Origin of the sequence: Micromonospora sp. WMMD736, assembly GCF_049179015.1 — a bacterium.
Lineage (GTDB): Bacteria > Actinomycetota > Actinomycetes > Mycobacteriales > Micromonosporaceae > Micromonospora.
In genome coordinates this window covers 2936602-2961556 of the sequence record NZ_JBMHMI010000001.1, presented here as the reverse complement: position 1 = coordinate 2961556, position 24955 = coordinate 2936602, and the positions used below count along the sequence as shown (strand labels likewise).

Annotated in this window: 25 protein-coding genes; 12 read left to right on the top strand and 13 right to left on the bottom strand. The window is 71.6% G+C overall.

Annotated features, from left to right (window positions below; all coding sequences use genetic code 11):
* Window positions 1-3: 3 nt before the first annotated feature.
* The 4 genes from ACN269_RS12765 to ACN269_RS12750 all read left to right on the top strand — a co-directional run bounded on the left by ACN269_RS12765 (window position 4) and on the right by ACN269_RS12750 (window position 4337).
* Window positions 4-810 carry an aminoglycoside N(3)-acetyltransferase gene (locus ACN269_RS12765; RefSeq protein WP_421472655.1) on the top strand — a complete coding sequence of 269 codons (807 nt, stop codon included), beginning with the start codon at window positions 4-6 and terminating at the stop codon, window positions 808-810.
* Entirely contained in the window at window positions 807-1556 is a 750-nt protein-coding gene (locus ACN269_RS12760; RefSeq protein WP_421472654.1) for a sugar isomerase domain-containing protein, read from the top strand. The genes ACN269_RS12765 and ACN269_RS12760 overlap by 4 nt, the downstream gene beginning before the upstream one ends.
* Window positions 1557-1674: 118 nt before the next feature.
* Window positions 1675-2178, top strand: coding sequence for a DUF6328 family protein (locus ACN269_RS12755; RefSeq protein ID WP_421472653.1), 504 nt, complete (start codon window positions 1675-1677; stop codon window positions 2176-2178).
* Window positions 2179-2282: 104 nt separating this feature from the next.
* Window positions 2283-4337 carry an acyl-CoA dehydrogenase family protein gene (locus ACN269_RS12750; RefSeq protein WP_421472652.1) on the top strand — a complete coding sequence of 685 codons (2055 nt, stop codon included), beginning with the start codon at window positions 2283-2285 and terminating at the stop codon, window positions 4335-4337.
* Window positions 4338-4617: 280 nt separating this feature from the next.
* On the opposite strand, the gene ACN269_RS12745 is transcribed toward ACN269_RS12750, so the two are convergent.
* From ACN269_RS12745 to ACN269_RS12705, 9 genes are all read right to left on the bottom strand, one after another.
* Window positions 4618-4785, bottom strand: coding sequence for a hypothetical protein (locus tag ACN269_RS12745; RefSeq protein ID WP_421472651.1), 168 nt, complete (start codon window positions 4783-4785; stop codon window positions 4618-4620).
* A gap of 304 nt (window positions 4786-5089) precedes the next feature.
* Window positions 5090-5698 carry a hypothetical protein gene (locus ACN269_RS12740; protein ID WP_421472650.1) on the bottom strand — a complete coding sequence of 203 codons (609 nt, stop codon included), beginning with the start codon at window positions 5696-5698 and terminating at the stop codon, window positions 5090-5092.
* Window positions 5699-5768: 70 nt separating this feature from the next.
* Window positions 5769-6212: a GNAT family N-acetyltransferase gene (locus ACN269_RS12735; protein ID WP_421472649.1), complete on the bottom strand. Its 444-nt coding sequence runs from the start codon at window positions 6210-6212 to the stop codon at window positions 5769-5771.
* Window positions 6209-6607 carry a Fur family transcriptional regulator gene (locus ACN269_RS12730; protein WP_421472648.1) on the bottom strand — a complete coding sequence of 133 codons (399 nt, stop codon included), beginning with the start codon at window positions 6605-6607 and terminating at the stop codon, window positions 6209-6211. Before ACN269_RS12730 ends, ACN269_RS12735 begins: the two co-directional genes overlap by 4 nt.
* A complete protein-coding gene (locus tag ACN269_RS12725; RefSeq protein ID WP_421472647.1) occupies window positions 6604-6903 on the bottom strand; it encodes an ArsR/SmtB family transcription factor in 300 nt (99 codons plus the stop codon). Before ACN269_RS12725 ends, ACN269_RS12730 begins: the two co-directional genes overlap by 4 nt.
* 42 nt (window positions 6904-6945) lie before the next feature.
* Complete coding sequence (locus ACN269_RS12720; RefSeq protein ID WP_421472646.1) at window positions 6946-7812, bottom strand: metal ABC transporter permease; 867 nt, start codon at window positions 7810-7812, stop codon at window positions 6946-6948.
* 2 nt (window positions 7813-7814) lie between these two features.
* On the bottom strand, window positions 7815-8576 hold the full coding sequence (locus tag ACN269_RS12715) for a metal ABC transporter ATP-binding protein (RefSeq protein ID WP_421472645.1): 762 nt from the start codon (window positions 8574-8576) through the stop codon (window positions 7815-7817).
* On the bottom strand, window positions 8573-9523 hold the full coding sequence (locus ACN269_RS12710; protein WP_421472644.1) for a metal ABC transporter substrate-binding protein: 951 nt from the start codon (window positions 9521-9523) through the stop codon (window positions 8573-8575). Before ACN269_RS12710 ends, ACN269_RS12715 begins: the two co-directional genes overlap by 4 nt.
* Window positions 9524-9577: 54 nt before the next feature.
* Window positions 9578-9835 carry a hypothetical protein gene (locus ACN269_RS12705; RefSeq protein WP_421472643.1) on the bottom strand — a complete coding sequence of 86 codons (258 nt, stop codon included), beginning with the start codon at window positions 9833-9835 and terminating at the stop codon, window positions 9578-9580.
* 29 nt (window positions 9836-9864) lie between these two features.
* On the opposite strand from ACN269_RS12705, the gene ACN269_RS12700 reads away from it, so the two are divergent.
* The 3 genes from ACN269_RS12700 to ACN269_RS12690 all read left to right on the top strand — a co-directional run bounded on the left by ACN269_RS12700 (window position 9865) and on the right by ACN269_RS12690 (window position 12204).
* On the top strand, window positions 9865-10206 hold the full coding sequence (locus tag ACN269_RS12700; RefSeq protein WP_007463893.1) for an antibiotic biosynthesis monooxygenase family protein: 342 nt from the start codon (window positions 9865-9867) through the stop codon (window positions 10204-10206).
* 24 nt (window positions 10207-10230) lie between these two features.
* Window positions 10231-10710, top strand: coding sequence for a hypothetical protein (locus tag ACN269_RS12695; RefSeq protein WP_421472642.1), 480 nt, complete (start codon window positions 10231-10233; stop codon window positions 10708-10710).
* 114 nt (window positions 10711-10824) lie between these two features.
* On the top strand, window positions 10825-12204 hold the full coding sequence (locus ACN269_RS12690) for a glycine--tRNA ligase (protein WP_421472641.1): 1380 nt from the start codon (window positions 10825-10827) through the stop codon (window positions 12202-12204).
* A gap of 101 nt (window positions 12205-12305) precedes the next feature.
* Here the strand turns inward: ACN269_RS12690 and ACN269_RS12685 are convergent, their stop codons facing one another.
* Window positions 12306-13280, bottom strand: a complete 975-nt coding sequence (locus ACN269_RS12685) for a type IV toxin-antitoxin system AbiEi family antitoxin domain-containing protein (RefSeq protein WP_421472640.1) — start codon at window positions 13278-13280, stop codon at window positions 12306-12308.
* Window positions 13281-13458: 178 nt separating this feature from the next.
* Between ACN269_RS12685 and dusB the strand changes: the two genes are divergently transcribed.
* On the top strand, window positions 13459-14631 hold the full coding sequence (gene dusB / locus ACN269_RS12680; protein WP_421472639.1) for a tRNA dihydrouridine synthase DusB: 1173 nt from the start codon (window positions 13459-13461) through the stop codon (window positions 14629-14631).
* Between the two features lie 292 nt (window positions 14632-14923).
* Here dusB and ACN269_RS12675 read toward each other — a convergent pair whose 3' ends face one another.
* Window positions 14924-15586: a C39 family peptidase gene (locus tag ACN269_RS12675; protein ID WP_421472638.1), complete on the bottom strand. Its 663-nt coding sequence runs from the start codon at window positions 15584-15586 to the stop codon at window positions 14924-14926.
* Between the two features lie 787 nt (window positions 15587-16373).
* On the bottom strand, window positions 16374-18074 hold the full coding sequence (locus ACN269_RS12670; protein ID WP_421472637.1) for a beta-N-acetylhexosaminidase: 1701 nt from the start codon (window positions 18072-18074) through the stop codon (window positions 16374-16376).
* Between the two features lie 259 nt (window positions 18075-18333).
* On the opposite strand from ACN269_RS12670, the gene ppdK reads away from it, so the two are divergent.
* From ppdK to ACN269_RS12650, 4 genes are all read left to right on the top strand, one after another.
* A complete protein-coding gene (gene ppdK / locus ACN269_RS12665) occupies window positions 18334-21042 on the top strand; it encodes a pyruvate, phosphate dikinase (protein ID WP_421472636.1) in 2709 nt (902 codons plus the stop codon).
* Between the two features lie 156 nt (window positions 21043-21198).
* A complete protein-coding gene (locus ACN269_RS12660; protein ID WP_421472635.1) occupies window positions 21199-21549 on the top strand; it encodes a VOC family protein in 351 nt (116 codons plus the stop codon).
* Window positions 21546-22781, top strand: a complete 1236-nt coding sequence (locus ACN269_RS12655) for a deoxyguanosinetriphosphate triphosphohydrolase (protein WP_421472634.1) — start codon at window positions 21546-21548, stop codon at window positions 22779-22781. The genes ACN269_RS12660 and ACN269_RS12655 overlap by 4 nt, the downstream gene beginning before the upstream one ends.
* A gap of 14 nt (window positions 22782-22795) precedes the next feature.
* Window positions 22796-23626: a siderophore-interacting protein gene (locus ACN269_RS12650; RefSeq protein WP_421472633.1), complete on the top strand. Its 831-nt coding sequence runs from the start codon at window positions 22796-22798 to the stop codon at window positions 23624-23626.
* Between the two features lie 38 nt (window positions 23627-23664).
* Here ACN269_RS12650 and ACN269_RS12645 read toward each other — a convergent pair whose 3' ends face one another.
* Window positions 23665-24852 (bottom strand): low temperature requirement protein A, encoded by a 1188-nt coding sequence (locus ACN269_RS12645; RefSeq protein WP_421472632.1) that lies wholly within the window; start codon window positions 24850-24852, stop codon window positions 23665-23667.
* Between the last annotated feature and the right edge of the window lie 103 nt (window positions 24853-24955).

The window sequence follows — 24955 nt, the reverse complement described above, 5'->3', positions numbered from 1 at the left end:
GCCGTGCCGGGCGCCACCGGTGGACCGGGCACCCGCCGGTCGATCGCCGCGCAACTCCGCCTGCTGGGCGTACGCCCCGGATCGACGGTGCTGGTGCACGCCGGGATGCGTCCGCTGGGCTACGTCTGCGGCGGACCGCAGGCGCTGGCGCTTGCCCTGCGGGACGCGCTCGGCCCCGACGGCACGATCGTGGTGCCGACGCACACCCCCGACAACAGCGACCCGGCGCAGTGGCGGCACCCGTCGGTGCCGGTGGACTGGTGGCCGCTGATCCGCGCCGAGATGCCGGGCTTCGACCCGGCGATCACACCGAGCCGCTACATGGGCGTCCTCGCCGAGACGGTCCGCTGCTGGCCGGGGGCACTGCGCAGCACGCACCCCCAGGTGTCGTTCGCGGCGCTCGGCCCGACGGCCGAGCAGGTCGTCGCCGGGCACGCCCTGGCCGACATGCTCGGCGAGGTCTCACCGCTGGCCCGGCTCTACGATCTGGACGCCGACGTGCTGCTGCTCGGCGTCGACCACAGCGTCAACACCTCGCTGCACCTGGCCGAGTACCGTCGTCCCGCTATCGTCCGCGAGCGACTGGGCGCGGCGGTGCGGACCGCCGACGGCGGCCGGGAATGGGTGTGGTGGCAGGACGTCCGGCTCGACGAGAGCGACTTCGGTGCCCTGGGCCGGGACCTCGACGCCACGACGGTGGTCCGCGTCGGCCCGGTGGGCGTCGGAACGGCGAGGCTGGTAAGCCAGCGGGCGGCGGTCGACTTCGCGGTGCGGTGGTTCGCCCGCAACAGACGGACGGAGGAAGCATGACGGTGAGCGCCGAGGACTACCTGAGGGTGGTGACCGAGACGATGTCCCGGGTGGCCGCCAGCCAGCGGGACGCCGTGGGTCGGGCCGCTGACCTGATCGCCGAAGCGGTACGCGCCGACGGGGTGGTGCACGCCTTCGGCACCGGGCACTCGGAGGCCCTCGCCATGGAGATCGCCGGCCGGGCCGGCGGGCTGGTACCCACCAACCGGATCGCCCTGCGGGACCTGGTGCTGCTCGGCGGCGAGCCGGCGGACGTGCTCGGGCCGCTGCTGGAACGGGACCCGGCGGTGGCGCACCGGCTCTGGGAGCTGGCTCCCGTACGGCCCGCCGACGTCTTCGTGCTCGCCTCGAACTCCGGCGTCAACGGCGCGATGGTCGAGTTCGCCACGCTGGTCAAGGAGCGGGGTCACCAGCTGGTGGCGATCACCTCCGCACAGCACTCCGGCCAGATGGCCTCCCGCCACCCGTCCGGACGCAAGTTGGCCGACCTCGCCGACGTGGTGCTCGACAACGGCGCCCCGTACGGCGACGCGACGCTGCCGCTGCCCGACGGGGGCGCGGTCGGCGCGGTCTCCTCGATCACGGCCGCGCTGCTGGCCCAGCAGATCACCGTGGAGGTGGTGGCTCGGCTGCTCGCGGTGGGGGAGCGGCCCCCGGTGTACCTGTCGGCGAACATTCCGGACGGGGACGCGCACAACAACGCGCTGGAGGCCCGGTACGCCGGCCGGATCCGTCGCGGGTCCTGACGTTGCCACACGATGAACGGCAGGTGTCGTGAGCCTGTTTCGCGCTCGGTCGGGTGGGGCATTGGCGTTGCTGCCGGCGGCGGGACCGCCGACAGTACCGTTCACACGGAGGTAGCGCGTGTCCAAGGAGACCGAGAAGCAACGCTGGCAGCGAAACTTCGCCGATCTGCTCCAGGAGTTGCGGGTCGCCCAGACCGGCGTGCAGATCCTCTTCGCCTTCCTGCTCACCCTGCCGTTCAGCAACGGGTTCACCCGGACCAGCGAGTTCCAGCGCGACGTCTACATCGTCGCCCTGCTCGCTGCGGCCGCCGCCACCGCGATGATCATTTCGCCGGTGGCGTTCCACCGGGCGCTGTTCCGTCAGGGGCGCAAGCCGGAACTGGTGCGGTTCGCGCACCGGATGGCGACCGGCGGGCTCGGCTTCATGCTGATCGCGATGGTCAGCGCGGTGCTGCTGATCACCGACTTCGTGCTGGACCGGCCGATCGCCTTCGTGCTGAGCGCGCTCGCCGGGATCTGGTTCCTCGTCTTCTGGGTGATCCTGCCGTTCGCCCGCCGCAACTGGGGTGACGACGACATCGACGACGAGGACGACGACCCGGAGACGCTCAGCGTCGGTTGACGCCCGTCGATGTTCACGCCACGCTACCTCTGGGTAACAACCGGGGGTAGCGTGGCGTCAGTCGCGCACGTCGAGCAGCCGCACCGAGTTTCGAGGGGGCAGCCGTGACCACGACACAGGACGGCCGACCGGCACCGGACGGCCCCGACTCCGCAGCCGCCGCCGGGTCTGCCGCCTCGCCCGCAGCCGCCGCCGGGTCTGCCGTTGGATCGCCGGCCGCCGGCACCGCCGCGCCGCTTCCGGCCGAGGCCGGGCAGGTCTCCGAGAAGGAAGCCCGCCGGGTCGCCGAGGCCGCCCGCGAGTCCACCTGGGACCGTCCCAGCTTCGGCAAGGAGCTGTTCCTCGGCCGGTTCCGGCTCGACCTCATCGACCCGTGGCCGCGCGCCGACCCGGCCGAGGTGGCCCGCGCCGAGGAGTTCCTCGGCCGGCTCCGCGCCTTCGTCACCGCCGAGGTGGACGGCGCCGCCATCGAGCGCGACGCCGCCATCCCGGACTCCGTCTTCCACGGCCTCGCCGACCTCGGCGCGTTCGGCATGAAGATCGATCGGAAGTACGGCGGCCTGGGGCTTAGCAACCTGCACTACTGCCGGGCGCTGATGCTGGCCGGTTCGGTCAGCCCGGCGATCGGGGCGCTGCTCTCGGCCCACCAGTCGATCGGCGTGCCGCAACCGCTGAAGATGTTCGGCACCGCCGAGCAGAAGCAGCGCTTCCTGCCCCGACTCGCGGCGGGCGAGGTCTCCGCCTTCCTGCTCACCGAGCCCGACGTCGGCTCCGACCCGGCCCGGCTCGCCACCACTGCCGAACCGACCGAGGACGGCACCGGCTACCGACTCAACGGCGTGAAACTCTGGGCCACCAACGGCACCGTGGCCACCCTGCTGGTGGTGATGGCCCGGGTGCCCGCCGCCGAAGGCCGCCGCGGCGGCATCACCGCGTTCGTGGTGGACGGCGACAGCGCCGGCATCACCGTGGAGCGGCGCAACGAGTTCGTCGGCCTGCGCGGCCTGGAAAACAGCCTGACCCGCTTCCACGACGTCTTCGTACCCGCCGAGAACGTCATCGGCGGCGAGGGCAAGGGCCTCAAGATCGCCCTGACCACGCTCAACACCGGCCGACTCTCACTGCCCGCCATGTGCGTGGGCGCCGGCAAGTGGGCGCTGAACGTGGCCCGGGAATGGGCCGCCGACCGCGTCCAGTGGGGGCGGCCGGTGGGCGAGCATGAGGCCGTCGCCCAGAAGCTCTCCTTCATCGCCGCGACCACGTACGGCATGGAGACCATGCTCGACCTGTGCTGCCTGCTCGCCGACGACGACCGAAACGACATCCGGATCGAGGCGGCGCTGGTCAAGCTCTACGCCAGCGAGATGGCCTGGAAGATCGCCGACGAGTTGGTCCAGATCCGGGGCGGACGCGGCTACGAGACCGCCGACTCACTCGCCGCCCGGGGTGAACGCCCGGCCACCGTCGAACAGGTGCTCCGGGACCTGCGCATCAACCGGATCTTCGAGGGTTCCACCGAGATCATGCACCTGCTGATCGCCCGCGAGGCCGTCGACGCCCACCTGTCGGTGGCCGGCGACATCATCGACCCGGAGGCTGGGCTCGGCCGCAAGGCCCGCGCCGGGGCGCGGGCGGGAGCGTTCTACGCCCGGTGGTTGCCGACCCTCACGGTCGGCAAGGGCCAGAGCCCATCGGGGTACGCCGAGTTCGGCCCCCTCGCCGGGCACCTGCGCCAGGTGGAACGCTCGTCGCGCAAGCTGGCCCGCTCGACGTTCTACGCGATGTCCCGTTGGCAGGGCAAGATGGAGCGCAAGCAGGCGTTCCTCGGGCGCATCGTGGACATCGGCGCGGAGCTGTTCGCGATGTCCGCCGTCTGCGTACGGGCAACCGCCGAACGTGACGCCCACCCGGAGAACGTCGAGTTGGCCGACCTGTTCTGCCGGCAGGCCCGCGTTCGGGTGGACGCCCTGTTCGCCGCCCTGTGGGACAACACCGACTCGGTCGACACCGCCGCCGCCAAGCGGATCCTCGCCGGCCGCTACGCGAGCGTGGAGGAGGGCGTCGTCACCCCGTCCGCCGAACTGCCCTGGGTGGCGCGCTGGAAGCCCGGCCCGTCCACCGCCGAGGACGTCCGCCGCCGCATCCCCCCGAAACCGTAACCGGTCACTGCGCGAGGTCGCTGTCCGACCCTGACGCAAGACCATGCCCGAGAGCGGTGCAAGCTCACGCTCGATCCTGGATTCGGTGGCATCCCTCCGACCCCGAGGCCACTACCTTCTGGTTCGAGCACGATCTTGGGGCGGCCCGGGCGGCCGGGACGTGGCGGGGTGGGGCGGGGCGGGTGTCGCGTGGCGGGGTGTGGCGGCGCGCAGTGTCGCGTTGCGGGGTGTGGCGGGGCGGGCCGTGGCGTCGCGGGGCAAGGCGTGGCGTTGCCGCAGGTCAACGGGCGACCGCCCAGGCCAGCACTCCCGCCAGGATCAGACCGTTGAGCACGGCCAGCGCGAGGTACGCGGCGGGCGGAATCTTCTTGCCCCGCCGCACGAAGGAAACCAGCACGGCGGCGTATCCGAGCAGCAGGACGGCGATGACGACCAGGAAGTAGAACACCCGACGACCTTAACGGCCTGCGCCCGCACCCCCGAGCCGCCACCACACACCCCAAGCCCTTCGCCCTCGTAGATCTTGCCCAGAGCCCTCGTCCACGCCCCTGTCCTCGTCGATCTTGCACTTTCGGTGGTCAATTCAGGACGGTTTGCCTCTTACGTCACTACAGAAAGTGCAAGATCGCGGGGTACTCGCCGCCCGGCCTCGTGGATCATGGAGTTGTGGTGCCTGTTTTAGGGGCTTACGGGGCGCTTTGTCGCCCACCACAAGTCCATGATCGGCATGGCGGGGCGGGGCGGGGTTGTGTTTAGGGGGTTTTGTTGCGGAGGCCTAGGTGGCGTAGCTCCAGGGCGGCCAGGGCTTCGACGGTGTCGTCGTCGCCGCGTCGCCACGCCTCGGCGACGTCGGGCGCGATCCGGGTGAGGCGGCCCAGCGGTTGAGTGGCCAGCGCGCGGAGCGCGAGCAGGTCCCGTCCGGCCGGTACGGCGGCGAGCTTCGCGGCGGAGCCGGCGCGACGCATCCAGCGCAGCCGCAGCGGCAGCCAACCGACGAGCACCAGACCGAGCGGGAAGATCAGCACCGCGACGGCGAGGGCGAGGGCGAGCTGGTCGACGAGGTGCTGCTGCTCCCGGCCGGCGTCGGCGAGACCTCGGGCGGCGTCGGCGGCGCGCTGGAAGGGTGCGGTGAGCTCGTCACCGACCAGCGGCACCCGCCGTACCTTGCCGCCGGCGTCGGCGAGGTTGTCGGCGAGGCCACCGCCCGCGCCCTCCAGCTTCTGCCCGGGTACGGCGAGCTTCTGCACCAGGTCGTGCAGCCAGAGGGCGGCGCGGATCGCGGCGTACACCCAGATGACGACGAGCAGGTCGGTGAGCAACTGACGGACGGCGGTCGGAAACCGATCGGCGTAGATCTTCACGCCGGACAGCGTGCCACGAACGGCTCCGGCCCGGCACCCGTCGATTCCGGTGCTCGGCCGGAGCGCCGGATCAGGCGAGCCGCAGGTCCACGAACGCGACGGTGTCGCCCGGCAGGACGTACCGTTCGATCTCGACGAAGCCGTGCTGGCGGGCGAACCGCAGGCCCTCGTCGTTGGACGCCAGGACGACCGTCTCGATGGTCTGCGCGCCCAGCTCACGGGCCCGGGCCAGTCCGCGCTGGTAGATCTGCTCCCCGTAGCCGTGCCGGCGGCTCTCCGGCAGCACCCGGGCGATCACGGTTGCGGCGTCGGGTGCCGGGGGACGTACGGTCGAGCAGCCCACTGCCGCCCCGTCGGCGTACGCGACCTCGAGGATGTGGCGCTGGGCGCGAGCGGCGATCTCGTCGGCCGACAGGGGTGCCGTCGGGATGATCGAGTTGTGGATGTGCTGCCAGTCGCGCAGCGTCGTGTCACTGCCCGCCGGATCGACCGGCGTGAACCGGAGGCCCGTCATCGGACGCACGTCGGGCAGGTGCCGAAGATTTCCAGGGTGTGGCTGACGTCGGCGTACCCGTGCTCGGCGGCGACCCGGTCCGCCCAGCTCTCCACCGCCGGGCCGGCGACCTCGACCGTCCGCCCGCAGGCCCGGCAGACCAGGTGGTGGTGGTGCCCCTCGCTGCACCGGCGGTAGAGGTGCTCGCCGCCCGGCGGGCGCATCACGTCGATCTCGCCCGCGTCGGCCAGCCCTTGCAGGGTGCGGTAGACGGTGGTCAGGCCGACCCGCTCACCGCGCTGCCGGAGCATCGCGTGCAGGTCCTGGGCGCTGTGGAAGCCCTCCATCTCGCCCAGCAGCGCGCTTACCGCCGAGCGCTGCCGGGTGTTGCGTACCGCGGCGCCGCTCTCGCTCATGATCCCTCCCCCGCGTGACTGACCGCGTCCGCCACGATGTGCGCGACGTGCTCGTCGACCAGGTTGTAGGCGATCTCCCGACCCCGACGCGAGCCGCGCACCACACCCGCGCCGCGCAGCACCCGCAGGTGCTGGGAGACGAGCGGTTGCGCGGCGCCCAGCTTCTCCACCAGCTCGTGCACGCACCGCTCGCCGTCGGCGAGCTCGCTGACGATGGCCAGCCGGATCGGTGCGGACAGGGCTCGGAGCAGTTCGCTGGCTCCGTCGAAACCCTCGTAGCCCGTTGCGCTGGTCATCTTGCAACGGTAACCAATACCACCGACATCCGCCGATCGGGTTCAGTCCAGGACGACCTCGTGCGGCTCCACCGCCGGTACGGGTGCCGGCGCGGTGCGGCGGCGCAGCGTCCGCCAGATCGCCCCGGCCACGGCCACCACCAGGAAGGAGGCGATCGCCAGCAGCACCACCGACGCTCCGGGCGGGGTGTCGGCGTTGGCGGCCACCCAGACACCCGAGCCGGCGGCGAAGAACCCGAGCGCCATGGCGGCGGTCATCGTGCTGCGGAAGCCCCGGGTGACCTGCTGGGCGGCGGCCACCGGAACCACCATCAACGCGCTGATCAGCAACACTCCGACGGCCCGCATCGCGATGGTCACCGTGACTGCGGTGGTGACCGCGATCAGTAGGTTGAGCGTGCGCACCGGCAGGCCGGAGACACGGGCGTACTCCTCGTCGTGGCTGATCGCGAAGAGCGCCGGCCGCAGGGCGATCATGGTGATCAGGATCGCCGCTCCGAGCACACCGACGGTGATCAGGTCGTTGACCGAGGTGGAGAGCAGCGATCCGAACAGGTAGGCGTTGAGGTTGGCGCTTGTCGCGTCCGAGAGACCGACCAGCAGGACGCCACCGGCGATGCCGCCGTAGAAGAGCAGGGCCAGGGCCAGGTCGCCGGAGGTACGCCCGCGGGCGCGGACCAGCTCGATGGCGATCGCGCCGGCGGTGGCGACGATCACCGCCACCAGCACCGGTGAGCGGTTCAGCAGCAGGCCGGCGCCGACACCCGTCAACGCCACGTGTCCGATGCCGTCGCCGATCAGCGTGAGTCGGCGCTGCACCAGATAGATGCCGAGCGCCGGGGCGGCCAGGCCGATCACCAGCGCGCCGATCAGGGCACGCTGCATGTAGGGGTACTGGAAGAGTTCCATGGTCAGTTGCTCCACAGCCCGGCGGGCTCGTCGGGACCGTGCGGGTGCACGTGGTCGTGGTCGGGCTCGGCGTGGTGGCCGGCCGGGTCCGGGACCGTGCCGTCGTGACAGATGCCGCCCTGGTGGACGACGACCGCCCGGCTGATCACCGGTCGCAGCGGCCCCAGCTCGTGGGCCACCAGCAGCACCGTCCCGCCGTCGGCGACGAAGTCGCGCAACGCGCCCGCGAACGCCTCCTGGCTGGCCGCGTCCACCCCGGCGGTGGGCTCGTCGAGGATCAGCAGCTCCGGCTTACCGGCCAGCGCGCGGGCGATCAGGGTGCGCTGCTGCTGACCGCCGGAGAGGGTGGACACCGGATCGGTGGACCGGTCGGCGAGCCCGACCGCCCGCAGCGCCGCGTCGACGGCGGCCCGGTCGGCGGCGCCGGGAGGGCGCAGGATGCCCCGGCGGGCCAGCCGGCCGGAGGCCACCACCTCGCGGACGGTGGCGGGTACGCCCGACCCGGCGCCGAGGCGCTGCGGGACGTACCCGATGCGCTGCCACTGGCGGAACTGGCGCAACGGCCGGTCGAAGAGGGTGATCGAGCCGGAGCTGAGCGGCACCAGGCCGAGGATCGTGCGGATCAGCGTGGACTTGCCGGAGCCGTTGGCGCCGAGCACCGCGACCACCTCCCCGGCGGTCACGGTGAGCGAGACGTCCCGGAGCACGGGGCGGCCCTCGTAGCCGACCGCGCCGTGCTCGACGGTGATGACAGGGGTGCTCACGAGCAGCTCAACGCCGTCCGCAGGGTCTGCAGGTTGGTACGCATCACCGAAAAATAGTCGGCGTCGCTGCCCGCAGCGAGTCCTTCGATCGGATCGAGCACCGCGGTCTTCGCGCCGACCTGACCGGCGATGGTCTCGGCGACCTTCGGGCTGACCAGCGCCTCGAAGAAGATCGTGGTGGCCCGGTGCTCCTTCGCCTCCTCGATGACCTGGGCGAGTCGCTGTGGCGAGGGCTCGACGTCGGGGCTGAGCCCGGTGATGCCGACCTGGTCGAGGCGGTAGCGGTCGGCCAGGTAGCCGAACGCGGTGTGGCTGGTCACGATCTCGCGTCGCTGGCAGGTCGTCAGGCCCTTGGTGAACTCGCCGTCGAGGGTGGTCAGGTCGGCGCGCAGGGTCGCGGCGCGGGCGGTGTAGTCGGCGGCGTGCTTCTCGTCGACCGTCCCGAGCTGTTGGGCGAGCTTGTCGCCGATGGCGGCGAGTCGGATCGGGTCGAGCCAGACGTGCGGGTCCTTGGCGTGCCCGTGCCCCTCTTCGCCCTCCTCGTCGCCCTCGTGGTTGTGGCCACCGGAACTCGCGTCCATCAGCGGCTGCACGCTGGCCACGTCGAACACCGGGGCGTCGTCGTCCTGCGCGATCGCCTCGTCCACCGCGGGCTGGAAGCCCTTGAGGTAGACGATCAGCTCGGCCTCGGTGATCTGACCGACCTGGCGGGGACTCAGCTCCAGGTCGTGCGGCTCGGCGCCGGGCTTGGCCAGGTTGGTCACGCGGACGGCGTCGCCGCCGACGCGCTCGGCGACGAACTGGAGCGGGTAGAACGCGGCCACCACGTCGACCCGTTGGGGATCGGCGCCGGCCGGGCCGCCGGTGGAGCAGCCGGCGGCGGCGCCCAGGGCGAGCAGGGCGGTAGCGGCGGCGGCCAGGACGCGGGGCGTGGTGCGGTTGCTCATGGTCCCCACTGTCCGTGGTAATGAGAATGATTGTCAAAAACGCATGCTTGCATGTCAGAGCAGCTTCGCCAGGCCCACCGTCACCAGCAGGGTCAGCATCAGCAGCCGGACCACCCTGGTCTGCGGCGCCTGAACCGGCCAGGTGGTCGCCAACAGGGCGATCAGGGCGGCGGCGAGGGCCAACGTCAGCAGGCCGCCGACCACCCCCGGCGTGAAGAACGCCACCAGCACCACCACGAGGGTGAGCAGGAACACCGACGTCGGGTTCGCCCCGGCCAACCGGGCCAGCAGAGGGCGCTGCGTACGCTGCATCCCACAGACTCTACGAGGAGGAACCCCCGGTGCTGGTGACCAACCGGTTCGTGGTCGACGTCGATGTCGCCGACGGCTTCACCGAACGGGCGCACGCCGCCCTGACCGCGCTGGCGGCCTGCCCCGGCTACCTGCGCGGCCAACTGGTCCGAGCCCTGGACGACCCCCGGTACTGGTCACTGGTCACCGAGTGGGAGTCCGTCGGCACCTACCGGCGGGCGCTGGGCGCCTTCGAGGTCAAGGTGAGCGCGGTGCCGCTGCTCGCCGAGTCGGTGGACGAGCCGTCCGCGTACGAGGCGCTGGCCAGCGCCGCGCCGGGCGGAGCCGTGGTGGTAGCCGAGAGTGATCGGGCTGCAGGTCCTTACCGCTGAGCCGTCGGGCACTACCCTGCTCCTATGACCGCACCCGCCCCGCCGCCCGGTCCCGGTGTGGCTCCGCCCTTCGCCGCGCCTCCCACCGAAGGACGCCGCACCCGGCTCTGGATCGGCATCGGCGTCGGCGCCCTCGCCGTGCTGCTCTGCTGTGGCGGAGGTGGCACGGCCGTCGTGGGCCTGGCCGTGAGCGGCGTGCAGGCGGTACGCGAGCAGGGCCGCACGGTGACCGACGACTACTACCAGGCGCTCGTCGAGCGCAACTACGGCCGGGCGTACGACCAGCTCTGCGACGACGCGCAGCGGCGCGAGTCCCGCCCCGAGTTCGAGCGGCGGGCGGCCGCCGAGCCGCAGGTCACCGCGTTCCGGGTGGGTGAGGTGGACACCACCACCCTGACCGTGCCGGTGGACGTGACCCTGGCCGGCGGCGACCGGGAGCGTCAGCAGGTCAGCCTGGGTCAGGACGGTCAGACCGGTGGCATGGAGGTCTGCGGGGTGAGCTGACCCGCCCCCGGTATTCTGCTGGGCTCGGGGCGGCGGTGGTCGTACCGTTGTCCCGAACCGACCGTTCCATCCACATCTCGCCCCCGCCGACCGCCAGCCGGCGTAGGAGGAAACATGCCAGCCGACCGTATCGACGCCGTCGTCAGCCTCGCCAAGCGCCGAGGCTTCGTCTTCCCCTCCAGCGAGATCTACGGAGGCACCCGGTCGGCGTGGGACTACGGTCCGCTCGGCGTGGAGCTGAAGGAGAACGTCCGCCGGCAGTGGTGGAAGACCATGGTCCAGCAGCGCGACGACGTCGTCGGTCTCGACTCCGCGGTGATCCTGGCCCGCAAGGTGTGGGAGGCGTCCGGCCACATCGCCGAGTTCGTCGACCCGCTCACCGAGTGCCAGTTCTGCCACAAGCGGTTCCGGGCGGACCACATCGAGGAGGCGTACGAGGCCAAGCACGGCCACGCGCCCACCTCGCTCGCCGAGGTCAACTGCCCCAACTGCGGCAACAAGGGCACGTTCACCGAGCCGAAGATGTTCAACGGCCTCATGAAGACGTACCTGGGTCCGGTGGAGAGCGACGAGGGGCTGCACTACCTGCGTCCGGAGACCGCGCAGGGCATCTTCGTCAACTACAAGAACGTCGAGACGGTCGCCCGCAAGAAGCCCCCGTTCGGCATCGCGCAGACCGGCAAGTCGTTCCGCAACGAGATCACCCCGGGCAACTTCATCTTCCGGACCCGCGAGTTCGAGCAGATGGAGATGGAGTTCTTCGTCGAGCCGGGCACCGACGAACAGTGGCACGAGTACTGGCTCCAGGAGCGCTGGAACTGGTACCTCGACCTCGGCCTCTCGGCGGACAATCTGCGCCTGTACGAGCACCCTGCCGAGAAGCTGTCGCACTACTCGAAGCGCACGGTCGACATCGAGTACCGGTTCCAGTTCGGCGGCACCGAGTTCGCCGAGCTGGAAGGTGTCGCGAACCGCACCGACTTCGACCTCTCCACGCACAGCAAGCACTCCGGCGTCGACCTGTCGTACTTCGACCAGAGCAAGAGCGAGCGCTGGATGCCGTACGTCATCGAGCCGGCCGCCGGTTTGACCCGCGCGGTGCTCGCCTTCCTGCTCGAGGCGTACGACGAGGACGAGGCCCCGAACACCAAGGGCGGCGTGGACAAGCGCACGGTGATGCGGTTCGACCCGCGCCTGGCCCCGGTCAAGGTGGCGGTGCTGCCGCTGTCGCGCAACGAGGCGCTGTCGCCCAAGGCGAAGGACCTCGCGGCGCTGCTGCGCAAGCGCTGGGTGGTGGAGTTCGACGACTCGCAGGCCATCGGCCGCCGGTACCGCCGGCAGGACGAGATCGGCACCCCGTTCTGCGTGACCGTCGACTTCGACACCCTGGACGACAACGCCGTGACGGTCCGGAACCGGGACACCATGGGTCAGGAGCGCGTCTCCCTGGACCAGGTCGAGCGGTACCTCATCGAGCGCCTTCCCGGCTGCTGACGTGTAAGGAAGGGCCCCCTCATAACGCCTCAGGTATAGGAGGGGGCCCTTCCTAACTTCGCTGCCCAGCTGAGCGGAGTGGTATCGAGGGCCGTATGCGATCAGGCCTTTGCCTGCTCCGGGCCGGCTGGATCGACCCGGACCCGAAGCGTGGCGCCGACGCCCTGCCGGGACTCGTACGCGTCCTCGACAGTTTGTCGAATGCGGTCCGGATGGCGTCGGAGCTGTGCTGGCGTGACGTGCAGAACCAGGACACCGTGCCGACTCAGCTCGTTGTGCCGCTCCAGCGTCCGAGCCCAGTCGCTTGGGCTGAAGTGGTACTCCTGTGAATCGACCTCCAGCGCCACCGCCGAATCGTCCATGTACCCGTCCGGCGTCGGCAACACGGTCCCGTCGAGCGTGCGAAGGCGGGGATTCCACCGAATCCGCGGCAGGATCGGGCTGCCCGCCAAGCATTCGCGTAGCTCTGCCTCCGGAGCCGACCGGGTGCCGGCCACGACTTCCGCGTACGCCATCCTGACCAGCGCGGTGCGACTGCGCCGCGCCCGGCGGATCTCCTCATCCAACCCGGCCAGGTCGGTGAAACCGCGCTGGATGGACTCGGCGACGATGGCCCGCACCGGGCGAAGCTGCCCGAGGTCGCGGCCCGCGTCCACCACCGCCCGCGCCGGCGAGCACACGGGGTAGGGCGCGCTCGAACGCGGCCGGCTGTCCAGTGCCAGGGCCCGTCGAACAAGGGCGTAGCCCGCCGACCGGCGCCGCGCGCGGTGCGGCACCACCAGGTGTACGTCGGTGTTGCGCGGAATCTGCCGGAACCCGTACCAGGCGAGCGCGGCCAAGCTGGTGAGCTGCGCCTGCGGCCCGGCGTAGAGGGCTGCGGAGATCCGCCGTTGTTCATCGGTCAGCGTGCCCGTGAACAGGGCGTAGGTCGCTGGCAGGACGCGTTGCCATTGACCGCGCCGGGCCTGGCGGTACAGGTACATGTCGTCGTAGCCGGCGGCGAGCAACTGCGCCCGGGTGGCGATCTGCTGCTGCCGCTCGGCCATCGCCGCCAGCTCGGGTGGATGTTCACGCATGACCGCAGCTTGACCGCCGGAACCAGGCCGTGTCCCGCCCGGTCGTACGGCCTGTGGAAACTCCTGCCAGGTGTGGATAACTCGTTCGATCATGGTGCGGTGTGATATGCGTCGTGAAAGGAAGGGCCCCCTTCTATGCGCTAGGCGTTAAGAGGGGGCCGTTCCTTACACTTGTCCGGTGACCGCCTCGACCGTGCCCGCGCTGCGCCCGTTGACCCTCGGGCCGTACCAGGTGTCACCGCCGGTGGTGCTCGCCCCGATGGCGGGGATCACCAACATCGGCTTCCGCCGGCTCTGCCGTGAGCAGGGCGGCGGCATCTACGTCTGCGAGATGATCACGACCCGGGCGCTGGTCGAGCGGAACCCGAAGACGCTGCGCATGATCGCGTTCGGCGACGACGAGCAGCCGCGCAGCCTCCAGCTCTACGGCACCGACCCGGAGATCACCGCCGCCGCCGTCCGGATCGTGGTCGAGCGCGACCTGGCCGACCACATCGACCTCAACTTCGGCTGCCCCGTACCCAAGGTCACCCGCCGGGGCGGCGGCGCGGCGCTGCCGTGGCGGCGCCGGCTCTTCGCCCGCCTGGTGAAGGCCGCGGTGGATGCCGCCGCACCCTCCGGGGTGCCGGTCACGGTCAAGATGCGCAAGGGCATCGACGACGACCACCTGACGTACGTCGAGGCGGGGCTCGCCGCGCAGGAGGCCGGCGTCGCGGCGGTGGCGCTGCACGGGCGTACGGCCTCGCAGCGCTACTCGGGTACCGCCGACTGGGACGCCATCGCCACCCTCAAGCAGGCCCTGGACGTGCCGGTGCTCGGCAACGGCGACATCTGGGAAGCCGACGACGCGCTGCGGATGGTCGCCCACACCGGCGTCGACGGCGTGGTCGTGGGTCGCGGCTGCCTCGGTCGGCCGTGGCTCTTCGCCGACCTGGAGGCCGCCTTCAACGGTCGGCCGGAGCGGCGACTGCCCACCCTCGGCGAGGTGGCGGTGACCATGCGCCGGCACGCCGAGCTGCTGGTCGACCAGTTCGTGGCGGGCGCCCGCAACCCGGCCCGGGGTGAGCGGGACGGCTGCACCGACTTCCGCAAGCACGTCGCCTGGTACCTGAAGGGCTTCCCGGTCGGCGGCGAACTGCGCCGCTCGCTGGCGATGATCGAGAGCCTCGCCCAGCTCGACGACCTGCTGGGCAAGCTCGACCCGGCGGAGCCGTTCCCGGTCACCGCCCTGGGCCAGCCGCGCGGGCGCACCAACTCACCGGGCAAGGTCGCCCTGCCGGACGGCTGGCTGGCCAGCCGGGACGACGACACCGTGCCCGAGGGCGCCGAGATGGACGACTCCGGCGGCTGACGCCGCGCGGCCGGGGACGGCACCTCGAGCCCGACCGCTCGTCGCCGTCCCCGCCCACCGCCCTACCCGCTGTTCCGCGGCGCAAGATCCACGCAACATCGGTGTTGTTGCTGTTTCCGGCGCGTCTGAGGCAGCACCATCGGGGATGTTGTGAGGATCTTGGCGCGGGGCGCGGGGCGCGGGGCGCGGGGCGCGGGGCGCGGGGCGCGGGGCGCGGGGCGCGGGGCGACGTGTCCTGGGCATGCCGAAAGGGCCGGGCCCCGTGGTGGGGTCCGGCCCTTTCGGTTGAGTCTTAGCTGGTGGCGTAGCCGCGGGTGGCGATCCAGTCGGCGAGGTGCTCGACGGTGATGTCGTACGCGGCGGTGTTCGGGTCGGCCGAGTCGGCGATCCGCACCACGTTGCCGTTGTCGCGGTAGCCCACGACGCTGATGTAGTGCCCGCCCTCGAAGGAGTGGATACCACCGTCGGTGTCGACGCTGGTGCCGGCGATGTTGGCGACCACGGCCCGACCGTTGTCCACGGTGCGGACGATGTCGGCGCGCAGCTGGTCGGTCTGCTTGGCGTCGGCGTCGGGCTTGCTGATCTCGACGCTGTGGTAGGCGTCGGTCTTGCCGGTTTCCTTGTTCAGCACCGGGGTGATGTCGTTGATGCTGTTGGTGCCGGCCTCGGTGGTGCCCATCTCCTTGGCCATGGCGTCCACGCTGATGTCCTTGCCCTGCACGCTCAGCGCGTTGCGGGCGGCGGCGGGGCCGCAGTAGTAGAAGTTCGGCTGGGCTTCGTACCGCACGCCGAGTTGACGCTCGCCGTGGCCCTTGCGGTCGGTCTGGGTCTGCGACACGGGCTTGGCGGTGCTCTCGGCGGCGAAGGCGGTGGTCACGGGGCCGGCGATGGCGCCACCGGTGAACGCGAGGCCAGCGGCGGTCAGGGCGGTCTTACGAATCAGATCGGTACGCATGATGGCGTGCTCCTCTGCTTCATCCGGGGGAAGAACGCACCCGACACACGGGGGTGTGCCCGGCGGGGAAAGTTCGTGAGGGAGTTCTGTCCGGCGACCCGACAAGAGGGGGTCTGCGCGGGAGGTGGTGCAACGGTCCGCGATGGCGGGTCATTCCCGCACCGCTGGGCCGGGGGATGGCCGGTGGTGCTCGGTGGTGCGGGGGCGTAACGACGCCGACCCGACGGGTGTTCCCGGGGGCGGCTATCGGCCCTGGGCCGGTGGTGCGGGGGGTGTAACGAGCCCGGCCTGGCGGGTGTTCCCGGGGGCGACTCCGTCCGACGCCGTGGTGCGGGGCGTGCGACTGCCCGTCGGGTTTTCCTCGGCCGCCCCGAACCCTGGGGGCGCGGCGGCATGGCAGGTATAACGACCCCGCCGGGCCCGCGATTCCGCCTGCGCGGTGGCACCGACCACAGCATGCGGACGGCCGAAACCGGACAGACGTCACGTCCGTGACGCCGTACCCGGTGCGCCTCGGCGTGATCGTCACGAGATCGCCGATCTGGGATATCCGCACGCCGGGACGACGCCCCCATCTCGGCGACCTGGAGTCGATCATCCGCGCGATCCGGCGGCCCCTTGGGGGGCGATGTGGGGCATCCGGCGTGTCGGGGCGTGATCGACTCGACGTCGGCGATGTCGGGGTGTCCGGGCGTGCGGGATACCCCGACATCGGCGATCCCGAGTCGATCACCCCCCCGCTGGCGACCTCAGGGGCTCCCGCTGGCGGCCTGGAGGTATCGCGACCTCAGGGGGTCGCCGGGTCCGCCTGGGGTGCGCCGTGTTGGCGGGGGACGGTGGGCGTCGCCGGCCAGGGGATCTCGGGGCTGCGGTGGAAGGTGATGCCGGCGGCGGACCAGCGCGGGCCGTGGCCGGCCAGGCGGTCCCGGAAGCCGGCCCAGTCGTGCGTGGCCCGGGGCGACCAGCCCAGCTCGGCGATGGCGGGGAGCCGGGGGAGCAGCAGGAACTCGATGTCGGCCAGCGAGGTGACCGATTCGGTCCACAGCGGGGCCTCGACGCCCAGGACGGCCGTGGCGGGCACACCCGCGACGTGGGTGCCCGGATCCCAGTCGTACGCGCGTCGTACGTCGATGAGGCCGGCCCAGTCGTGCCCGATCGGGGTGTCCTCGGCGTACTTCATGTCCAGGTACGCGTGGTTACCGGGGGAGACGATCAGGCGGGCGCCTCGGCGGACGGCGTCGGCGGTGGTGGGATCGTCGGTGTCCGTACCCCACCATTGCAGGACCCGTCCGTCGACGTGTGCGGCCGGGGCGAGCTGGTGCCAGCCCACCACGGTCTTGCCGGTGTCGGCGACGAGTCGCTGCGTCCGCTCCACGAAACCGGTGTAGACCTCGCCCTTGACCTTGAACGCCTCGTCGCCGCCGATGTGCAGCCACGGTCCGGGGGTGAGGGCGGCCACCTCGCCGAGCACGTCGGCGATGAAGTCGTACGTCTGCTCGTCGGCCGGGTCGACGTAGCTGAAGCCGACCTCGGTGCCGGTGTACGGCGCGGGCGCGACCTTGTCCGGCGCGAGGCGCGGGTATGCGACGAGCGCCGCATTGGTGTGCCCCGGTAGGTCGATCTCCGGGACGACGGTGACGTGCCGGGCGGAGGCGTACGAGACGATCCGCCGGTAGTCGTCCTTGGTGTAGTGCCCGCCGGGGCCGCCGCCGACCTCGGTCGCCCCGCCGACGGTGGCGAGCCTCGGCCAGGAGTCGACGGCGATGCGCCAGCCCTGGTCGTCGGTGAGGTGCAGGTGCAGGTGGTTGAGCTTGTAGCGGGCCAGGTGGTCGATGACCCGCAGGACGTCCTCGACGGCGAAGAAGTGTCGGGCCACGTCGAGCATCGTGCCCCGGTACGGGAAGCGGGGGCGGTCCAGGATCGTGCCGCCGGGCAACGTCCAACGGGCAGTCACCGGGGTGGGGCTCTCGATGGCGGCGGGGAGGAGCTGCCGGAGGGTCTGGACGCCGTAGAACAGACCGGTGGCGGTCTCGGCGACGACGCGTACCCCGGTGGCGGTCACGTCGAGCCGGTAGCCCTCCGCCCCGAGGTCGGCGCTCTCGGCGTCGGTGCCGGGGGGCGGGAAGGCCGTACCGGCCAGGGTGAGGGTCAGGGTGCCGTTCTTCTCGGCCGCGAGGGTCTCGGCGACGGGCAGGGGGTACCCGGTCGCCGGGCGGAGCAGTTCGGCCAGCTGGTCGGCCACCTGCCGGGCGTCGGGCGCGGCGGTGACCCGGATGGCGGTGTCCCCGTCGAGCGTGAACGTCGCGGTCGGGTCCGCTTCGACCCGTTCCGGCGCGGGCACGACGTCGTCGAGGCGTGCCGGCGGGGCGAGCAGGTCGGCACCGGCCGTCCGTGCGGCGAGCGTGGCCAGGTCAGCGGCCTCCGGTTGGTGCTGGGTGGGCAGCGCGGCGGGGTCGGGGGTGGGGGAGGAGAGCGGAAGGGTTGACACGACGACGGCTCCGGAAGGGGTTATTTCGCGTCGGATATGGCAAAAGCGAGCTTCGGCAGAACCAGTGGCGTCAACAATACGAGGGCCGGAGAAATTGCGTGATCGTGCGCGTGGAAGCGTTCCCAAAAACCGGTACGAACGCGGATAGTCGTGATGGCTGTGCCTATTGTCACCGAACGGTCCCAGCCCACCCGATCTTCGCTTAACCTTCGCCCTGAACCTTCGTTAAGTGTCAATCCGGCGCGCGTGGGAGGCTCTGGTGGCAGCGCAAGAGAACGACGATCACAAGTACGTCTACGACTTCTCCGAGGGCAACAAGGACCTCAAGGACCTGCTCGGGGGTAAGGGCGCCAACCTCGCCGAGATGACCAACCTCGGCCTGCCCGTGCCGCCCGGTTTCACCATCACCACCGAGGCGTGCCAGGCATACCTCGCCACCGGACGGGAACCGGACGGCCTTGCCGAACAGATCGAGGCGCACCTGCGGGCGCTGGAGAGCGAGATGGGCAAGCGCCTCGGCGACCCGCGGGACCCGCTGCTGGTGTCCGTCCGTTCCGGCGCCAAGTTCTCCATGCCCGGCATGATGGAGACCGTCCTCAACGTCGGCCTCAACGACCAGAGCGTGGTGGGACTCGCCGCGCAGGCAGGCCAGAACGACCGCTTCGCCTGGGACTCCTACCGCCGACTCATCCAGATGTTCGGCAAGACCGTCTGCGAGGTGCCGGGCGAGGAGTTCGAGCACGCCCTCGACGAGGTCAAGAGCGCCAAGGGTACGCACAACGACCTGGACCTGGACGCGGACGACCTGCGGGGGCTGGTCGACGCCTACAAGAAGATCTTCGCCAAGCACACCGGGCGGGAGTTTCCGCAGCAGCCACGGGAGCAGCTCGACCTGGCGATCCGGGCCGTCTTCGAGTCGTGGAACGCCGAGCGCGCGGTGCTCTACCGCCGCCAGGAGCGGATCCCGGCCGACCTCGGCACGGCCGTCAACGTGGTGACGATGGTCTTCGGCAACCTCGGCCCGGACTCGGGCACCGGCGTCGCGTTCACTCGGGACCCGGGCAGCGGCGCGCAGGGCATCTACGGCGACTACCTGGCCAACGCCCAGGGCGAGGACGTGGTCGCCGGCATCCGCAACACCGTGCCGTTGCAGGAGTTGGAGCGGCTGGACAAGTCCTCCTACGACGAGCTGTTGTCGATCATGGCCCGGTTGGAGGAGCACTACCGGGACCTGTGCGACATCGAGTTCACCATCGAGCGCGGCAAGCTGTGGATGTTGCAGACCCGGGTGGGCAAGCGCACTGCCGCCGCCGCGTTCGTCATCGCCGGGCAACTCGTCGACGAGGGACTGATCGACGAGGACGAGGCGCTGCACCGGGTCAACGGCGCGCAGCTCGCCCAGCTCATGTTCCCCCGCTTCCAGCTCGACCACGAGTTCGAGGCGGTCGCCACGGGCATCGGCGCGTCACCCGGCGCGGCGTCCGGCAAGGTGGTCTTCACCTCCGCGCGGGCCGTCGAGCTGGCCGCCGAGGGTGAGTCGGTGATCCTGGTCCGCCGGGAGACCAACCCGGACGACCTGAACGGCATGATCGCCGCGAAGGGCATTCTCACCTCGCGCGGCGGCAAGACCAGCCACGCCGCCGTGGTGGCCCGGGGCATGGGCAAGACCTGCGTGTCCGGCGCGGACGCGATCGACGTCAACGTGCCCGCGAAGCGGTTCACCGTGGCCGGGCGGACCGTGAACGAGGGCGACGTCGTCTCCATCGACGGCACCACCGGCAAGGTGTACCTGGGCGAGGTGCCGGTCATGCCCTCGGAGGTCGTGCAGTACTTCGAGGGCAGCCTCGACGGCGAGCACGTCGACAACCCGCTGGTCCGGGCCGTACACCGGGTCATGACGCACGCCGACGGGAAGCGGCGGCTGGCGGTCCGCACGAACGCCGACACCGGCGCGGACGCGGCCCGGGCCCGGCGCTTCGGCGCCGAGGGCATCGGGCTGTGCCGTACCGAGCACATGTTCCTCGGCGAACGACGCGAGCTGGTGGAGCGGCTGATCCTGGCCCGCGCCGAGGGTGAGCGCGACGAGGCGCTGGCCGCGCTGCTGCCGTTGCAGCGGGCCGACTTCGAGGAGATCTTCCGCGAGATGGACGGCCTGCCGGTCACCGTCCGGCTCATCGACCCGCCGCTGCACGAGTTCCTGCCGCCGTTGGAACAGCTCGCGGTCAACGTGGCGGTCGCCCAGGAGCGCGGCGAGGACGTGGCCAAGGAGGAGGCGCTGCTCGCCGCCGTCCGGCGGATGCACGAGGAGAACCCGATGCTCGGGCTGCGGGGCGTACGCCTCGGCCTGGTCATCCCCGGCCTGTTCGCGATGCAGGTCCGGGCCATCGCCGAGGCCGCCGTCGCGGTCGTCCGCGGTGGCGGCAAGGCCTGCCCCGAGATCATGGTGCCGCTGGTCGGGGCCGTGCAGGAGTTGGAGACGGTACGCGCCGAGGCCGAAAAGATCATCACGGAGGTGGTCGGGGACAGCGGCGTCGAGGTGTTGATCGGCACCATGATCGAGGTGCCCCGGGCGGCGCTGACCGCCGGCCAGATCGCGGAGGCCGCCGAGTTCTTCTCGTTCGGCACCAACGACCTCACCCAGATGGGTTGGGGCTTCTCCCGGGACGACGTCGAGGGCGCGTTCTTCTGGCGCTATCTGGAGCTGGGCATCTTCGGCATCTCGCCGTTCGAGTCGATCGACCGCGACGGCGTCGGCCGGCTGGTCCGGATCGCCGCCGAGGAGGGGCGGGCCGCCCGCCCCGGGCTGAAGCTCGGCGTCTGCGGCGAGCACGGCGGCGACCCCGACTCGGTGCACTTCTTCCACTCCGTGGGCCTGGACTACGTCTCCTGCTCACCGTTCCGGGTGCCGGTGGCGCGTCTGGAGGCGGGCCGGGCGGCCGTGGAGACCGACGGCTCGGACAGTCGCTGACGCCGCGCGCCACGGCGGCCCGGGACGACCGGGCCGCCGTCGGCGTTCGTCACCCGCCGACGCATCGGGGGCGCGTCGATCGGCCGTTACGGGCGTAACCTTGGCTCGCTCGCAAACGGCCGATTGGGTACGCCGTCGAACGGGAAGGGTGACTGAATGACAAGCGTCTGGGAGAGCCTCACCGTCGATGCCCGTGATCCGGCGCGGCTGGCCCGCTGGTGGGCCGAGGCGCTCGGCTATCGGATCGTCTCGGAGAAGCCGAGCGGCGTGGAGATCCGCCAGTCCGATCGGTCCCCCGCCATCTTCTTCGGCCCGGTGACCGAGGGCAAGGTGCGAAAGAACCGGCTGCACCTGGACCTGCGCCCCGCCGACCAGGAGGCCGAGGTCGAGCGACTTGTCGACATGGGCGCCCGGCACGTCGACATCGGCCAGGGCGATGTGGAGTGGACGGTGCTCGCCGACCCGGAGGGCAACGAGTTCTGCGTGCTCCCTGCGCGCGAGGAGTGAGCGTCGACCCGGCGGACCGGCTGGTGGCGGAGCCCCCCAAGGACACCGGCCACCGCCGGTCGCCGTACGAGCGTGACCGCGCCCGGGTGCTGCACTCGGCCGCGTTCCGTCGGTTGGCCACCAAGACGCAGGTGCACACCGCCGGCACCGACGACTTCCTGCGTACGCGGCTGACGCACTCGTTGGAGGTGGCCCAGATCGCCCGGGAGATGGGCGCCCGGCTGGGCTGTGACCCGGACGTGGTCGACGTCGCCGGGCTCGCCCACGATCTGGGGCACCCGCCGTTCGGGCACAACGGCGAGGCCGCGCTGGATCTGCTCGCGACGCCCTGCGGTGGCTTCGAGGGCAACGCGCAGACGCTGCGGGTGCTCACCCGGTTGGAGGCGAAGGTACTCGCCCCGGACGGGTCGTCCGCCGGGTTGAACCTGACCCGGGCGTCGCTCGACGCGATCGGCAAGTATCCGTGGCCGCGCCGCCCGGGGCAGCGCAAGTTCGGGGTGTACGCCGACGACACGGCGGTGTTCGAGTGGCTCCGGGCCGGTGCGCCGGGGGACCGGCGCTGCCTGGAGGCGCAGGTGATGGACTGGGCCGACGATGTCGCGTACTCGGTGCACGACGTCGAGGACGGCATCCACGGCGGGTACGTCGCGCTGGGCCCGCTGCTCGCCGACGTCGACGAACGGGCCGCGCTCTGTGCCGACGTGGCCGCCACGTACTCGGGGGAGTCCCCGGACGACCTGGCCGAGGTGCTGGTCGCGTTGCTGGCCGACCCGCTGCTCGCCCCCCTCGCCGCGTACGACGGCAGCCACCGTGCCCAGGTTGCGCTGAAGGCCACCACGAGCGGCCTGACCGGCCGGTTCGTGGCGGCGGCGGTGGAGGCCACCGAGGAGCGGTACGGCCCCGGCCCGCACCGCCGCTACGCCGCAGACCTGGTGGTGCCGAGGCGGGTCCGGGCGCAGTGTGCGCTGCTCAAGGGCATCGCCCTGCGGTACGTGATGCGGCGCAGCGGGTTCCGGGGCCGTTACGAGCGGCAGCGGACGATGTTGGCCGAACTGGTTGCCGCGCTGGTGCGGCGGGCGCCGGACGGGCTCGACCCGATCTTCGCTCCGCTGTGGCGGGCCGCGCCGGACGACGACGCCCGGTTGCGGGTCGTGATCGACCAGGTCGCCTCGCTCACCGACCCGGCGGCGGTGAGCTGGCACACCCGTCTGGTCGACACCTCGACAACTTAGGTTAGCCTAACTGTATGACGGAACGCCCCAGGAACGTCACCTCGGTCCGGGTGCTACGCACCGAACGACCCACCCCGCACCTGATCCGGCTCGTCCTCGGTGGGGACGAGCTGGCCGGCCTGCCGGTGGGCGAGTTCACCGACCACTACATCAAGGTGGTCTTCCCGCAGCCCGGCGTCGCGTACCCGCAGCCGCTGGACCTCGCCGCCATCCGCCGGGACATGCCCCGCGAGCAGTGGCCCCGGCTGCGGGCGTACACCGTGCGCCGGTGGGACCCGCGCGCCGGCGAGCTGACCGTGGACGTGGTGCACCACGGCGACGAGGGCCTGGCCGGGCCGTGGGCCGCCGCGCTGCGCCCCGGCGACCCGGTGCACTTCGTCGGCCCCGGTGGGGCGTACGCGCCGGACCCGGACGCGGACTGGCACCTGCTGGTCGGCGACGAGAGCGCCCTGCCGGCGATCGCCGCCGCGCTGGAGCGGCTGCCGGTGGGCGTCCCGGCCCACGTCTTCGTGGAGATCGCCGACCCGGCCGACGAGCAGAAGCTGCTCAGCCCGGGGGCGGTCGAGCTGACCTGGTTGCACCGTGGCGAGCGTCCGGTGGGCGAGGCGCTGGTCGAGGCGGTGCGGGCGTTGGAGTTTCCGGCCGGGCAGGTGCACGCCTTCGTGCACGGTGAGGCGGCCTTCGTCCGGCACCTGCGCAGGCTGCTGCGCGGCGAGCGGGGTGTGCCGCTCGACCGGCTCTCCATCTCCGGCTACTGGCGACGCGGCATGGACGACGAGGGCTGGCGTTCGTCGAAGCAGGAGTGGAACCGGCAGGTCGCCGCCGAGGAGCCGGCCGCGGCCTGAACGCCGAGGAGCCGGCCGCGGCCTGAGCGTCGGCCAGGTCAGTCCTCGGCCGTCGCGGTGAGTCGTCGGGTGAGCAGCACCGCGTACCCGACGACCGCCACCGAGAGCAGGGCCAGCATCAGCTTCGGCTCGTGCACCACGACGGTGATCAGGACGACCGAGCCCACGCCGTAACCGGCGATGCCGAGGCGGCCGACGCTCGGCCGGTTCCACACCCAGTGCAACGCCAGCCCGCAGAGCATCCAGGCCATGATCGAGGCGGCCAGGACGAGCCGCAGTTCCATCGGTAGCCGCATCACCTCGTCGTCGGCCAGTCGGACCACCTGCCCGAGTGACCAGCCGAGCAGCAGCAGTGCGCCGCCGAGCGGGATGTGCAGGTAGGCGTACGTCTGGCCGCCGCGCAGCCGTCGCCGTGGCTCGCGGGTGGTGACGAAGGTGGTGTAGACCCACCAGACGCCGGCCGGCACCAGGAACGCCAGTCCGGCCGTCACGATCATGTGCGGCCGGGGATGGTCCGGCACCGCGAAGAGCAGATTGGCCAGCGCGCTGCCCAGCACGATGATGGTGAACTGCCCGATCCGCTCGGGTAGGTGCTGGTCGTCGACCGGAAACCGGTTGAGCCAGCGCTTGCCGACCCACGGGGTGGCCAGCTCGATGAGCATCGCGACGATCCACAACGTCGCACGCGCCGAGGCGGGAGCGGCCAGCGAGGCCAGCCAGATCAGCCAGCCCGACCCGAAGCCGAGCAGGTAGATCGTGGTCACCGTACGGGCCGGCGGGCTGGTCGGGCGGGCCCGCAGATACAGCAGCAGCAGCACACCCCGCACGATCAGGTAGCCGACCGGCAGGAGCACGCTCTCCGGCACCTCGTCCACCCCGAGCGTCATCGTGCCCGCGCCGACCAGCGCGACCAGGACCAGGAGCCGGTGCGGTACGTCGTCCGGGTCGAAGCGGGTGTCGTAGAACACCTGGCCCAACCAGGCCCACTGGACCACCACGAACAGCCCGAGCACGGCCAGCACGGCGCTGGGCGACGGCGTGGGATCGTCGCCCAGCCGGCGTACCACCGCCGCCAGGGCGTACACGAAGATGAGGTCGAGGAACAGCTCCAACCAGGTGGCGTGCCGTTCACCGGTGTCGTCCGTCTGCGGACCCTGCCCGCGCATCCGCAGCCGACCGGACACCCATCGTGGCGGCCGGGGCCCGTTGGCGCGTACCCTGCGCATCTGGTCATGGTCCCCGCGCGGACCCGGCGTGGGGGCCGGAACCGCCCAGCCGGCAGCGGTGGTCGCCACACCGGCGTCCCCCGGCCGGCGTGTCGCCGGTCGG

Bases quoted from the DNA above. Each gene is read 5' to 3' on its own strand.
- ACN269_RS12760 (WP_421472654.1), top strand. From the start codon at position 807: ATGACGGTGAGCGCCGAGGACTACCTGAGGGTGGTGACCGAGACGATG.
- ACN269_RS12735 (WP_421472649.1), bottom strand. From the start codon at position 6,212: ATGACGGGCCTCCGGTTCACGCCGGTCGATCCGGCGGGCAGTGACACG.
- ACN269_RS12730 (WP_421472648.1), bottom strand. From the start codon at position 6,607: ATGAGCGAGAGCGGCGCCGCGGTACGCAACACCCGGCAGCGCTCGGCG.
- ACN269_RS12725 (WP_421472647.1), bottom strand. From the start codon at position 6,903: ATGACCAGCGCAACGGGCTACGAGGGTTTCGACGGAGCCAGCGAACTG.
- ACN269_RS12720 (WP_421472646.1), bottom strand. From the start codon at position 7,812: ATGGAACTCTTCCAGTACCCCTACATGCAGCGTGCCCTGATCGGCGCG.
- ACN269_RS12710 (WP_421472644.1), bottom strand. From the start codon at position 9,523: ATGAGCAACCGCACCACGCCCCGCGTCCTGGCCGCCGCCGCTACCGCC.
- ACN269_RS12705 (WP_421472643.1), bottom strand. From the start codon at position 9,835: ATGCAGCGTACGCAGCGCCCTCTGCTGGCCCGGTTGGCCGGGGCGAAC.
- ACN269_RS12695 (WP_421472642.1), top strand. From the start codon at position 10,231: ATGACCGCACCCGCCCCGCCGCCCGGTCCCGGTGTGGCTCCGCCCTTC.
- ACN269_RS12690 (WP_421472641.1), top strand. From the start codon at position 10,825: ATGCCAGCCGACCGTATCGACGCCGTCGTCAGCCTCGCCAAGCGCCGA.
- ACN269_RS12685 (WP_421472640.1), bottom strand. From the start codon at position 13,280: ATGCGTGAACATCCACCCGAGCTGGCGGCGATGGCCGAGCGGCAGCAG.
- ACN269_RS12675 (WP_421472638.1), bottom strand. From the start codon at position 15,586: ATGCGTACCGATCTGATTCGTAAGACCGCCCTGACCGCCGCTGGCCTC.
- ACN269_RS12660 (WP_421472635.1), top strand. From the start codon at position 21,199: ATGACAAGCGTCTGGGAGAGCCTCACCGTCGATGCCCGTGATCCGGCG.
- ACN269_RS12650 (WP_421472633.1), top strand. From the start codon at position 22,796: ATGACGGAACGCCCCAGGAACGTCACCTCGGTCCGGGTGCTACGCACC.
- ACN269_RS12645 (WP_421472632.1), bottom strand. From the start codon at position 24,852: ATGCGCAGGGTACGCGCCAACGGGCCCCGGCCGCCACGATGGGTGTCC.